The organism is Nonomuraea sp. SBT364 (genome assembly GCF_001083785.1).
Classification (GTDB): domain Bacteria; phylum Actinomycetota; class Actinomycetes; order Streptosporangiales; family Streptosporangiaceae; genus Nonomuraea.
In genome coordinates this window covers 1-12,279 of the sequence record NZ_LAVL01000024.1, presented here as the reverse complement: position 1 = coordinate 12,279, position 12,279 = coordinate 1, and the positions used below count along the sequence as shown (strand labels likewise).

Sequence of the window (12,279 nt, the reverse complement as noted above, 5' to 3'; positions counted from 1 at the left end):
TCACCGATCAGCCGAGACCATGACCAGCCGGGTGAACTCGGCGGCCAGGTCGACCCCGTCCCACACCCGGTGAAAGCTCAGCGCGTCACCGAACGGGACCATGCGGTCGACGCCACGCCCGGCCAGCACCTGGGCCAGCTCCAGCAGCTCGGCCCGGGAGAACCCGAAGTGCGTCATCGTCTGGTCACGCCGCCCCACCAGCGGCACCAGCTCGGCCAGCGAGCCGAGCCGGGCGTGGGCGAACGTGCCGGTGCCGAGCCAGCGGCGGGGAGCGGCCACGGCGGTCGACAGCGTGACGTTGGCCAGCGCGTTGCCGTGGAAGTCGATCGCCCCGGCGGACCCGTCGGCGGCCATCCCGTAGGTGGCCACCCGCTTCTCCACGGCCATCGCCGCGTCGACCGCCCAGCCGCGCTGGGTGACGGCCTGCGACAGGTGGGCGGTGAAGTCGGCGCGGGCCGCGTCGCACTCGCCGCGCGGACCCACCCAGAAGACGGTGCGCGGCGAGGAGCAGGCGGCCTGGTCGAACCAGTAGGAGTCGTTGACGAACCCCTCGGCCATCGCCACCCGGGTGGCCGGCGGCGCGGCCAGCCAGGCCGAGGACCGCACGACCGCGAACGACGATCGGTCGGGGAAGGTCAGGTCACGCGCGTGCGGCGTCAGCGGATGCTTGCGGATCTCGTCGACGGTCCGGTCGCCGCCCCAGATGACGCGCAGGTCGCAGGCCGAGGAGAGCGCGGCGGTGATGGAGTCGGAGCGGTCGTAGCAGACGATCCGCTGGGTCGCGGCCACCACCGGGTCGGCCCCGTCGAGCGACTCCAGCAGTGTGTCGACGATGGTCGAGGCCACCGCGCCGGCCCTGGGCGACAGGCGCACCACGTTGCGGTTGCCCATCAGCGCCGCCAGCGCCCACGAGTAGACGAACACGGTGTCGACGTTGGCCGGCGGGATGTGGAACACCAGGCCGCGCGGCACCCGTACGTGATCACCGCGCAGGCTCTGGACGGTGCGCTGCAGCTCGCTGCGGCGCAGGAAGAACCCCAGCGAGCCGAGCTCGGGATGGCGGCGCGACAGCGTGGGCCGCAGCAGGCGGCGGCCGAAGCCGGTGAGGAAGTCGCGCACCCGTTCGTCGCCGACGGCCAGGTCACCACCGGCGGTGACCTGGTCGAGCAGCGTGTCGACCGGGACGGGCGGGCCGTCGGGGAACCTGACGTCGAGCATTACGCGGCCGCCTGCCGGTAGGTGTCGCTGCAGCCGCGCGCCTCGGCCCGGGGCAGCCGGCCCAGCACCGAGAAGCGCTTGCCGGGCCAGACGCCGTCGTCGACGCCGTGCACCACGCCGAGATCCTCGGTGAGCAGCACGTGCCCGGGATAGGACGTCGGCAGCGTGCTCACCACCTCGATCAGCCCCGGCACGCCCGGCGGGGCCTCCTGCCAGGTGTCGGGGTCGCGGATCACCACATCGGCGAAGTCGGGGCAGTAGAGGCCGCCGCCGTCGGGGCCTTCGAGGAAGACGGTGCCGATCTGCTCGACCATGCCGTAGAAGTTGTGGATGCGGCGCAGCCCGCACTCCTCGCCCAGCCGCCTGCGGTATTCGGGGTTGTCGACCGACTGCTCGGCCAGCTTCTTCCAGCCGCCGGAGTGCACGAGCACGCCCTGCGACAGGTCCATGCCCAGCTCACGCAGATGGAGCCAGGCCATGTAGGTGAAGCCGAAGATCAGGTAGGGCTCGGCGCCGTGCCGGGCCAGGAAGCCCTTGACCGCCTCGGCGTCGAGCTCGCCCTGCTCGTCGAGGGCGAAGGTGTGGTCCCTGCCGAAGTTCATCATGCCGAGCACGCCCGCGCCGCGGGCGCTCAGCGCTGGGTCGCGCACCACCGAGCGGCTGTCGACGATCAGCATGGGCATCCGCCGCTCGCCCAGCACCGCCCGCAGCGTCGCCGCGAGCATGCGCGGCTGGGCGGCCGCGGCCTCCCGGTCGAGGTAGATCCGGCTGGGCCGCTGCCCCGTCGTGCCGCTGGAGGTGAGCACCCGGAACACCTGCTCCTCCGGCACGCTGCGCAGCTCGTGCGTCTTGAACAGCCGCACCGGCAGCCACGGCAGCGCGGCCACCCGGTCGTAGGGCCCGGCCGCGCCGATCGCGTCGAGGATGCGCCGGTAGGGCTCGCAGGCCAGGCGGTGCCGCTCGGTGAGCGCGGTCAGCGCGGGCAGCAGCGCGGCTTCCCGCTCGGCGGCCGACAGGGTGAAAACGGTCACGTCCGGGCCTCCAGGGCGCGGTAGTCGATCTTGCCGGTGGTGAGCAGCGGCAGCCGGTCGACGCCACGCACGTCGAAGCCGCTCCAGTGCAGCCGAAGCTCGGTGCCGAGCCGCCGGGCCAGCGTCGAGCAGCCCTTGGCGTCGACGCCCTCGGCCCACACCGTGACCCGGTCGTCGCCCCCGGTGGCCGCGATCGGCCCGCAGTCGCGCAGCAGCCGCTCCACGTCGTCGAGGTTGACCCGCACGCCGAAGATCTTGGCGATCCGCTTGACCCGGCCGGTGAGGTGCAGGAATCCCTCGTCGTCGAGGTGGCCCAGGTCGCCGGTGCGCAGCACGCCGCCCAGCTCGTCGCCCTTGGCCAGGTCGGCGGCCTCCTCCGCGTAGCCCATCATCACGTTGGGGCCGTGGTAGACGACCTCGCCGTCGACGATCTCCAACCGGCCGCCGGGCACCGCGAGCCCCGCCGAGCCGGGCTTGCCGGCCAGCCGGTCGGGGGGCAGCACCGCGATGCGGGCGGTCGCCTCGGTCTGGCCGTACATGACGTAGAAGGTGGTGGACAGGGCGGCGAACTCGGTGATCAGCTCGGCCCTGAGCCGCCCGCCGGCCTGGGTGAGCGTGGTGAGGGCGGGGTGGTCGGCGGGGTCGAAGCGGAGCCTGCGCAGCATCTCGTACTGGTAGGGGACCGCGGCGAGCGAGGTGCAGCGGTGCTCGTCGAGCGAGGTCCAGAAGGAGCGTTCGAGCAGGCCGGCGTCGGTCAGCAGGACGCTCGCGCCCGCCACCAGGTGGCTGTTGAGCACCGACAGGCCGTAGCTGTAGTGCAGCGGCAGGCTGGTGGGCGCGATCTCGGCGGGCCCGATGGCCAGCGCCTCGGCGATGGCCCGCGCGTTGGCCAGCACGGCGGCGCGCGACAGCCGGACCAGTTTGGGGCTGCCGGTGGAGCCGGAGGTCGCCAGCAGCACGGCCAGGTCGGGGTGCGTCGCGCTGCCGGCGGTGCGCGCCGTGGCGCCGTGCGGCGCGTGCGCGAAGCCGAGCAGGGCTGCGGGCCTGAACCGGCTCGCGAGGTCGGCCAGCGAGGCGGCGGGCAGGTCGGGATCGAGCAGCGCCACCGCCCTGCGGGCCTGCCAGGCGGCCAGGTAGCGCACTACCGAGGGCAGGTCGTTGCGCATGCCGCAGAAGACCGGGCCGGGCGGCAGCTCGGCCAGGGCGGCGGCGGCGCGCGCGGTGCGGGCGGCGAGAGCGTCGCCGCCGAGGCCGCCCGGCTCGTCGTCGGAGACGAGCCGCGCGCCCGGGTGCGGGAGATCAGCCATGGGTCACGGCACCAGCCCGCCGTCGACCCCGATGACCTGCCCGGTGATGAAGCAGGCGTCGCTGGAGAGCAGGAAGGCGGCCAGGGCGGCGACGTCGTCGGCGGTGCCCAGGCGGCCGAGCGGGGTGGCGGCCACGGTGGCGGCGCCCGCCTCGGCGTCGAGCGTGGACAGCATCGAGGTCTGGATGTAGCCGGGCGTGACCGCGTTGACCCGGATGCCCGCCGGGCCCAGCTCTTTGGCCGCGGCCTTGGCCAGCCCCAGCAGGGACGCCTTGGTGGCGGAGTAGACGGCCTGACCGGCGCCGCCGTCGCGGCCCATGACCGAGGAGACCAGCACGACCGACGGGCTGATGCCCCGGCGCAGCAGCCGGACGGCGCCCTGCAGGGTGTGGACCGCGCCCATCGCGTTGACCTCGAACAGGTCGCGGACCCCGGCGCTGGGCAGCATGCCGAGCAGGGCGGCCGCGTGGACGCCGGCGTTGATCACCAGGCCGTCGAGGCGGCCGTGCCGCTGGTGGATCTCGCGCATCATCGCGGAGATCGCGGCGGGGTCGGACACGTCACCGTGGACGCCGCCGACCCGGCCGCCGGTCTGCGCGGCCAGCTCGCCGGCCGCCTTCGCGGTGCGGACCTGGTCGCGGCCGTGGATGACGACCTCGCGGTGGGTGGTGGCCAGCCGCATGGCGATGGCCCGGCCGATGCCCGAGGTGGAGCCGGTGACCAGGACGACGCGGGGGTCAGCGGGCCGCTGCGCCGATGCCATGCTTCTCCAGGAGCGCCGCCGCCTTGGCGAACGAGCTCATGTCGATCATCTCGTCGGTGTCGATCATGACGGCGAACTCGTCCTCCATCGCCGCGATCAGCGACATGTGGGCCAGGGAGTCCCACTGGGGGATGGCGCGGTATTCGAGGCCGTCGACGTCGGCGGCGGCCGGGAGGTTAAGCGAGCTGCGGAAAACCTCACGCAGCCGGTCGAGATGACTCATGCTTCACTCACTCTCTGTCTTCAAGCCAGAACTGAGTGTAGCGGTGATCCCCGTTCAACAGAAACCAAGCACCCGTCGCGGGTAATGGAAGCGTATAACTCCGAGTGGCCTGCGCCTGGGGCTGGGAATGTCGGATGGGGCCTGCCGACTGCGCGAGGGGAAACAATGGACGAATCCAATCACTGGTACGGTCACTCCCGCATACTTGGACGATATTGCGGAATGGGCGACGAAGCGCCCAGGCGTATCCAGGGATTCCTCCAGCACGGATGGAACTATTTGCATGGATTTCCGCCTAACGATCACTGGTGCACTCCCGGATATCCCCGTTTTGTATGGTCTGACGTGCTACGTCGCAGAGGCTGGTCGATGGGGCGGCGCGGGCATTACCTCATCGGCGCACCCTGGATCTACCTGCTTGACCTCGAACCGGATCTCGGCGTCAAGGCCAAACGGGCGGGCACGATCTGGTATCCCTTTCACGGCTGGGAGAAGCACTCCGTCACGGGCGACCACGCGCGGCTGGCCGACCAGATCCGGGAGACGGAAACCGGCCCGGTGACCATATGTCTCTATTGGCTGGAATTCGCGAACCCGGGCATCCGCCAGGCGTACGAGTCGCGCGGGTTCCGGGTCATCTGTCACGGCGAGCGCGGGTCGCGCTGGGACGGGAGCGGCCGCGACTTCCTGCGCAAACAGCTCACCGAACTCAGACGGCACCGCCGGGTGGCCTCCAACCGGCTCGGCAGCGCCCTGTTCTACGGCGCGTCCGTCGGCTGCGAGGTCGGCGTGTACGGCGATCCGATGCAACTGGACGACGAGCGGCCCGAGTACGGCGGCACCGCGCGCCGCATGCGGCTGTGGCCGGAGCTGCACGACGTGCGCGTCGACCCGGAGGCGGCCGGCGAGGCCGCGCGGTGCGAGCTGGGATTCGAGTATCAGGCGACACCTGAGGAGCTACGGCGAATGTTCGGCTGGAAGCGGGTGCGATGCGCATGACCGAGGCGCCCGAGAACGTCCGGTTGATCGGCGGCGAGATGCTGCTGTGGTCAGACATGTCCGACGGGTCGAGCATCACGGACTGGCGCGGCGTGGCAGGGGAGCTGATCGGCCGGCTGCTTCCGGCCTCCGGCTCCGTCCTGCTGGTCGGGCCGCACCCACGGGAACTGATCGACGAGGTGGCCGGGCGCGCCTCGGCGGTCGCGCTGCTGGTGCGGTCCTACCCGGACGCGTGCGCGCTCGGCGACCGCCATCCCGGCCTCGACGTGCACTGCGGGCGGCTTGCCGCGTTCTGCTGTGACAGGCCGTACGACCTGGTCCTGGCGCTGGACGGGCTGCAGCGCACGCACTCGGCCGAGGCGCCGGCGGCGGCCTGGCGCGAGTCGATGGCGGCGCTGGCCGCGCTCGTGGCGCCCGGCGGGCGGCTCGTCCTCGGGGTGCGCAACGACCTCGGCGTGGACCGGTTCCTCGAAGCGCGCCCGGCCGACCGGGACGGGGGAGACGGGCAGTGGGAGCCGCACGGCTTCGACCCCACCTACCCGAGCGGTCCCGCCGCGCTCGACTTCGACCTGGAGGCCACCGGGCTGGCCGTGGAGCGCTGCTACGCGGCCTACCCCGACAGCCGGGCGCCGCGCGCGATCCTGTCCCGGGAGGCGCTGGCGCGTGACCTGCCCGAGGCGCTCACGTTCCCGCTGAGCGCGCGCGCCGACGACCGCATGCTGGTGGCCGATCCGCTGCGGCTGACCCGGCTGGCCTTCCGGCACGGCCTCGGCGAGCATCTGGCGCCGCTCTGGCTCACCGTGGCCTCCCGCGACAGGCCCGAGGAGGTGGACCTGCCGCTGGGGCTGGTGGAGGACGGCCACGCCGTGGACGAGCTGCGTGAGGAGGGCGGCGAGGTCGCGCTGCGGCGGCTGCCCGGCGGGGAGTCGCGCGAGATCCCGGCGGGCCGGGTCGTCGAGGAGATCCTCGTCGAGGCGTGCGCCCGCGAGGACGTGCGCACCGTGCGCGAGCTGCTGGGCGCGCTGGCCCGCTGGGTGGAGACGAGCGGCGACGCGACGGCGGCGACCGACAGCCTGGTGTGGGACGGGGAGCGGTTCTCCGCCATCAGCCCCGGGCCCGCGCCGGAGCCGGAGCCCGCGCCCGTGATCGTGCTCTGCCGGATCCTGTGGCGGTTCGCGGTCCGCCTGCTGGCCGCCGGGCATCACCACCCGTGGCCGTGGCCGCTGGAGGCCGACCAGCTCACGCTGACGCTCTGCGGCATGGCCGGCAGGCCCTGCGACCAGCGCGAGCTGGACCTGGCCCGCAAGCTCGACGCCGAACTGGGGCAGCCCGCCGAGCGGACCGGCGCCGCGCCCGCCTACCGCGACCTGCTGCGCTCCCGCGACCGGCTGGCCGGGCAGATCACGGCGGCCATGGCCAGGATCGCCAGGCTGGAGACCAAGCTCAGCTACCGCGAGCGTGAGCTGGTCAGGGCGCGTTCCAAGCTGCGCAGGACTCAGCGGAAGGCGACCGCCTACCGCAGGACGCTGGGCTACCGGCTGTCGCGCCGTCTGTCCCGCCCCCGCCGGATGGCCCGCCGGGTCATGCGGCTGCTGTCCGGCTGAGGAAGGAGCATTCGTGCCGGTCCTTTCCGTGATCGTGCCGTTCTACGACGTCGAGAAGTACCTCACGCCGTGCCTCGACTCGCTGGCCGCGCAGACGCTGCGGGACATCGAGGTGATCTGCGTGGACGACGGCAGCCGCGACGGCGGCGCGGCCGTCGTGGCCGCCCGGGCGGAACAGGACGGCCGGATCCGGCTCATCCGGCAGGACAACCTGGGCGTCGGCCGGGCCCGCAACACAGGGGTGCGCGAGGCGAGCGGCCGCTACCTGGCCTTCGTCGACGGCGACGACATGGTGCCGCGCCCGGCGTTCCAGCGCCTGGTGTCCTCCCTGGAGTCCACCGGCTCCGACCTGGCCTGCGGCAACGTCATGCGGCTGCACCGCAACCTGCTCGTCCCGTCGTGGGCGCACAGGGAGCCGTTCGCCGAGCCGGCCGAGCGCACCCACATCACCCGCCGCCCGCTGCTGGTCCGCGACCGCATGCTGTGGAACAAGGTCTACCGCCGCGCCACCTGGGACCGTCTCGGCCTGCGCTTCCCCGAGCGGATGTACGAGGACCAGCCGGTCGCCATGGCCGCCCACGTCGGCGCGCGGTCGGTGGACGTGCTGCACAAGGTCGTCTACCACTGGCGGCAGCGGGACGAGCCGGGCTCCTCCATCACCCAGCGCCGCCTGGAGCCGGACAACCTGCGCGACCGCCTGCTGTCGGTGCTGGAGACCGCCGCGCTGCTGGACGCGGGCGCGCCCCGGCTGCGGCCCGAGTTCGACCGCGACACGCTGGACATCGACATGACCGTCGCGGTCGAGGCCCTCGCCCGGCTGGGTTCCGCCGCCGACCCGGCCCTGGTGGATCTGGCCGTACGGTATCTCGACGGGGTGTCGCGAGCCGCGCTGCTCGGGCTGCCGTTCGCGCACCGCCTCCAGGTGCATCTGCTGCACCAGCGCCGCCTGGACGAGCTGGCGAGCGTGTTCGCGCAGGCACGTGACGGCCGCCTGCAGCCGCGGGTCAGCTCCGCCGGCCTGCTGCGCAAGCGCTGGTACGGCCGGCATCCGGCGCTGCCGAGCCGCCTGTCGGAGGTCTCCGGCGAGCTGGAGGCGACCGCCAGGCTGGTGGAGCTGGAGTGGCGCGACGGCGTGCTGCACGGCTCCGGCCGGGCGGGCGTCGGCAGGTTCGACGTCGGCGAGCTGGGCCGGGTGCGGGTGTCGGCGTGGCTGGAGGAACGCCGCACCGGCGACCGGGTGCCGCTCGGCGAGGAGAGCGCCTCACCGGTCTGGGAGGACGCGCCCCAGCCGGACGGCGGGCCGGTGCCCGAGCACGGGTTCCCGTTCCGGTTCGCCTTCGACCCGGCGGCGCTCAGCGCCCGGCAACTGCGCAGGCACGGGCACTGGGATCTGTACGTCCAGCTCAGGGGAGCGGGGTTGCGCCTGGAGGGCAAGGTGCGCGGCGATCGCAGGCTCGCGCCGCTGACACCGCCGCCCCGGCGCAGGTCGGGCGTGTGGGTGGTGCCGGTGCTCAGCTTCCGCGGGGCGTGGGGGCTGCGGCTGCGCGAGGCCGAGGCGCTGATCGGGGAGTGCCGCGTGGACGGCGGCGACCTGGTGTTCTCCGGCGAGCTGGCCGACGTCGGCGACGGTGAGCCGGTGATCAGGCTGGTGCGCAGGAGCGACGGCGAGGAGATGTACTTCCCGGTGACGCTGGCCGGGCGCGGCTTCCGCGCCCGGGTGCCGCTCTCGGGCATCGACGAGGTCGTCGGCGACGTGACGTGGTGGGAGGTCGTCATCGACCAGGGCCGGGCGCTGCGCACCCTGGTGCGCACCCGCAGCCGCCCGCCGGCGGACGTGCCCGGCCGCAGCTTCCTGGTGGACCGGGGCGACGACGGCTGCCTGCTGCTGCTGGAGCACTAGGACAGGATGTCCGCCAGGGCCTCCACGACCCGGTCCTGGTCGGCGTCGGTCAGGGCGGGGAAGAGCGGCAGCGACAGCTCCTCGGCGTAGTAGGCCTCGGCGGCCGGGCACAGGCCGCGCCGGTAGCCGAGGTCGGCGAACACCGGGTGCCAGTAGGCCGGCAGGTAGTTGACCTGCACGCCGATCCCGGCCGCGCGCATCCGCTCGTAGGTCTCCCGCCTGCGCCCGCCGCCGATCCGCACCGGATAGAGGTGCCAGCTCGGCGACACGTACGGGCGCCGCGCGGGCAGGGTGAGCCCCGGCAGGCCGGCGAGCAGCCGGTCGTAGCGGTCGAACAGCTCGGCCCGCCTGGCCCGGAACGCGGCCAGCCGCCCGAGCTGGCTGGTGCCGAGAGCGCACAGCACGTCGGGCAGCCGGTAGTTGAGCCCGAACGCGTGCACCTCCTGGTGCCAGCCGCCCTCGCCGGGGTCGCGCTGCTCGGCCGGGTCCCTGACCAGGCCGTGGTTGCGGAACCGGGACGCGGCTGCGAGCAGCCCGGGGGCGGCCGCCACGACGGCCCCGCCCTCGGCCGTGGTCACGGTCTTCGTCGGGAAGAACGAGAACGTCGTCAGGTCGGCGAGCGAGCCCACCGGCCGGTCCTTGTAGGCCGAGCCGATGGAGTGCGCCGCGTCGCCGATGAGCACCGCCCCGGCCGCCGACGCCACCTCGCGCAGCTCGTCGTAGTCGGCCGGATGGCCCGCGTAGTCGACCGCGGTGATCGCCCGCGTCCGGCCCGTCACCAGGGCCGAGGCGGCGTCCGGGTCGAGGTTGCCGGTGTCGGGCTGCACGTCGGCGAAGCGCACCCGGGCGCCGCGCAGCGCGGCGGTCGCGGCCGTGGCCACGAACGTCAGCGGTGAGGTGATCACCTCGTCGCCCGCCCCGACCCCGGCGGCGGCGTAGGCCACGTGCAGCGCCGCCGTGCCGGACGTGACGGCCAGGCACGGCACCCCGCCCGTCCACCTGGCCAGCTCCGACTCGAACCGGGTCACGGCGGGGCCGGTGGTCAGCCAGTCGCCGCGCAGCACCTCGGCCACGGCCCGGATGTCGGACTCGTCGACCGACTGCCTCCCGTAGGGGAGCATCAGGCCGACACCATCGAGCGCAGGTCGTCGACCGACAGCCAGCGGTCGTTGGCGTCGGAGCGGTAGGCGAACCCCTCCGGCAGCACCTCGCCGCTCAGCGGCGGCACGTAACCCCAGGTCGCGATCGTCGGCTGGACCACGTAGCGGTCGGCCAGGCGCAGCGTGCGGCGGCCGTCGTCGGGGCCGATCATCTCCTCGTGCAGCTTCTCGCCGGGCCTGATGCCGATCTCGTAGACGGGGCTGCCGGGCGCGAGCGCGTCGGCCAGGTCGACGATGCGCATGCTGGGGATGCGCGGCACGTAGAGCTCGCCGCCCTGCATCAGGTCGAAGGAGTCGACCACGAACTCGACGGCCTGGTCGAGCGTGATCCAGAAGCGGGTCATCCGCTTGTCGGTGATGGGCAGGCTGGCGCCCTCGCGGGCCAGCTTCAGGAAGAACGGCACCACCGACCCCCGGCTGCCGACCACGTTGCCGTAGCGCACCACGGCGAAGCGGGTCTCGTGCCCGGCCGCGTAGTGGTTGGCCGACACGAACAGCTTGTCGGCGACCAGCTTCGTGGCGCCGTAGAGGTTGATCGGGCTGGATGCCTTGTCGGTGGACAGCGCCACGACCTTGCGCACGCCGCAGTCGATGGCCGCCTCCACGACGTTCTGCGAGCCGGCGACATTGGTGCGGACATACTCGAACGGGTTGTACTCGGCCGTGTCGACCTGCTTGAGCGCCGCCGCGTGCACCACGTAGTCGACCCCGTGCATGGCGCGGGCCAGCCGCTCGCGGTCGCGCACGTCGCCGATGAAGTAGCGCAGCCGCTCGTCCTCGCCGAGCGTCTGGCGCAGCTCGTACTGTTTGAGCTCGTCGCGCGAGAACACCACCAGCCTGCGCACGCCGACGGCGTCGAGCGCGTGACGGATGAAGGCCTTGCCGAACGAACCCGTGCCTCCGGTGATCAACATTGACGATCCACCGAGAATGCTCAAGCGGTCCCCCTTACGTCGGCCGGTAGCATAGCGCGACCATCAATTCACCGACGGTAACAGGGGGAATCGTTGAGGATTGTCGGAATCATTCAGGCGCGGATGGGGTCCACCCGGCTCCCCGGCAAGGTCCTGCGCGACCTCGGCGGCCGCACGGTGCTGGGCTGGGTGGTCCGTGCCGTACGGGAGTCGGGCGCGGTCGACGAGCTCGTGGTGGCGACCACGACAGAGGCCGCGGACGACGCCGTCGCGGCCGAGTGCGCGGCCCTCGGCGTGGCCTGCCACCGGGGGCCGGTGGACGACGTGCTCACCCGGTTCGCGCAGGCGCTGGAGGGGCGGGCGGGTGAGGCGGTCATGCGGTTCACCGCCGACTGCCCGCTGCTCGACCCGGCGGTGATCCGGGAGGCGGCGCTGGTCTACCGCGCGCTCGGCGGCACGCTCGACTACCTCAGCACCGGGCTGTCCGGCACGCTGCCGCGCGGCCTCGACGTGGAGATCGCCGGGCTGGCGGCGCTGCGTCGCGCCGACCGGGAGGCGACGGCCTACCACCGCACCCACGTGACGTCCTACGTCTACGCCGGGCCGGGGGACTTCCGGCTGCTCGGCCTGGCCTACCCGCCGGGGGCGGGCGACCTGCGGGTCACGCTCGACACCGACGCCGACTGGCGGCTCATCGCGCACGTCGTGGCCGCGCTGGGCGACCGGTGCGTGCCGTTCCGGGAGCTGGTCGGCTGGCTGCGCGACCGGCCCGAGGTGTGCCGGCTCAACGCCCACGTGGAGCAGAAGGAGTTGCAGGACGCATGACGGGAGTCGGCGTTCGCTGTGATGCCGGGGCCGCGATCGGCGTCGGCCACCTGGTCCGATGCGTGGCGCTGGCCGAGGAGCTGCGCTCGCGCGGCGTCCCGGTGACGTTCCTGGGGGAGGTGACCGGGTCGGAGTGGGCGGCCGCGCAGCTGAGCGAGCGGAGGCTGCCGATGGTGCCGGCGCTCCGGGAGCCGTCCCGGCTGGCGGCGCAGGCGCGGGAGCTGGGGATCGACGTGATGGTCCTCGACTCGTACACGCTGCCGGAGGGCACGGGGGCGGCGCTGCGGGGGGAGAGCGAGCGGGCCTGGCAATCGCTCGGCTCCGCCACCATCGGGC

General features: G+C 73.3%; 12 protein-coding genes. 5 read left to right on the top strand and 7 right to left on the bottom strand.

What is annotated here, in order from left to right; genetic code table 11:
* From ADY59_RS14305 to ADY59_RS14285, 5 genes are read right to left on the bottom strand one after another with little or no spacing between them, the layout of a single operon-like run.
* Positions 1-1,218, bottom strand: coding sequence for an acyl-CoA reductase (locus ADY59_RS14305; protein ID WP_049562341.1), 1,218 nt, complete (start codon positions 1,216-1,218; stop codon positions 1-3).
* Positions 1,218-2,249, bottom strand: coding sequence for a LuxE/PaaK family acyltransferase (locus ADY59_RS14300; protein ID WP_049562340.1), 1,032 nt, complete (start codon positions 2,247-2,249; stop codon positions 1,218-1,220). The genes ADY59_RS14305 and ADY59_RS14300 overlap by 1 nt, the downstream gene beginning before the upstream one ends.
* Positions 2,246-3,556, bottom strand: a complete 1,311-nt coding sequence (locus ADY59_RS14295) for an AMP-binding protein (RefSeq protein ID WP_049562338.1) — start codon at positions 3,554-3,556, stop codon at positions 2,246-2,248. Before ADY59_RS14295 ends, ADY59_RS14300 begins: the two co-directional genes overlap by 4 nt.
* A 3-nt stretch (positions 3,557-3,559) precedes the next feature.
* The gene (locus ADY59_RS14290) at positions 3,560-4,318 is read right to left on the bottom strand and encodes an SDR family NAD(P)-dependent oxidoreductase (RefSeq protein WP_049562337.1); all 759 of its coding nucleotides are present in this window, start codon (positions 4,316-4,318) and stop codon (positions 3,560-3,562) included.
* Positions 4,293-4,541, bottom strand: coding sequence for an acyl carrier protein (locus ADY59_RS14285; protein WP_049562336.1), 249 nt, complete (start codon positions 4,539-4,541; stop codon positions 4,293-4,295). Before ADY59_RS14285 ends, ADY59_RS14290 begins: the two co-directional genes overlap by 26 nt.
* A 345-nt stretch (positions 4,542-4,886) precedes the next feature.
* On the opposite strand from ADY59_RS14285, the gene ADY59_RS14280 reads away from it, so the two are divergent.
* Genes ADY59_RS14280 through ADY59_RS14270 form a run of 3 tightly spaced genes read left to right on the top strand, consistent with a single transcriptional unit; the run spans position 4,887 to position 9,044 of the window.
* Positions 4,887-5,540 carry a hypothetical protein gene (locus ADY59_RS14280; RefSeq protein WP_231618712.1) on the top strand — a complete coding sequence of 218 codons (654 nt, stop codon included), beginning with the start codon at positions 4,887-4,889 and terminating at the stop codon, positions 5,538-5,540.
* A complete protein-coding gene (locus ADY59_RS51380; RefSeq protein WP_197093634.1) occupies positions 5,537-7,144 on the top strand; it encodes a hypothetical protein in 1,608 nt (535 codons plus the stop codon). Before ADY59_RS14280 ends, ADY59_RS51380 begins: the two co-directional genes overlap by 4 nt.
* A gap of 13 nt (positions 7,145-7,157) precedes the next feature.
* Positions 7,158-9,044, top strand: a complete 1,887-nt coding sequence (locus ADY59_RS14270) for a glycosyltransferase family 2 protein (RefSeq protein ID WP_049562333.1) — start codon at positions 7,158-7,160, stop codon at positions 9,042-9,044.
* Here the strand turns inward: ADY59_RS14270 and ADY59_RS14265 are convergent.
* Both ADY59_RS14265 and pseB read right to left on the bottom strand, forming a co-directional pair.
* Positions 9,041-10,165, bottom strand: a complete 1,125-nt coding sequence (locus tag ADY59_RS14265; RefSeq protein WP_049562332.1) for an aminotransferase class V-fold PLP-dependent enzyme — start codon at positions 10,163-10,165, stop codon at positions 9,041-9,043. The two genes, ADY59_RS14270 and ADY59_RS14265, sit on opposite strands and share 4 nt — an antisense overlap.
* A complete protein-coding gene (gene pseB, locus ADY59_RS14260; RefSeq protein WP_197093633.1) occupies positions 10,165-11,118 on the bottom strand; it encodes a UDP-N-acetylglucosamine 4,6-dehydratase (inverting) in 954 nt (317 codons plus the stop codon). The genes ADY59_RS14265 and pseB overlap by 1 nt, the downstream gene beginning before the upstream one ends.
* Before the next feature lie 93 nt (positions 11,119-11,211).
* On the opposite strand from pseB, the gene ADY59_RS14255 reads away from it, so the two are divergent.
* Positions 11,212-11,943 (top strand): cytidylyltransferase domain-containing protein, encoded by a 732-nt coding sequence (locus ADY59_RS14255; RefSeq protein WP_082310099.1) that lies wholly within the window; start codon positions 11,212-11,214, stop codon positions 11,941-11,943.
* Positions 11,940-12,279, top strand: a 340-nt coding sequence (locus tag ADY59_RS14250; protein ID WP_049562329.1) for a hypothetical protein, incomplete at its 3' end; no start/stop codon positions are given. The genes ADY59_RS14255 and ADY59_RS14250, both read left to right, overlap by 4 nt.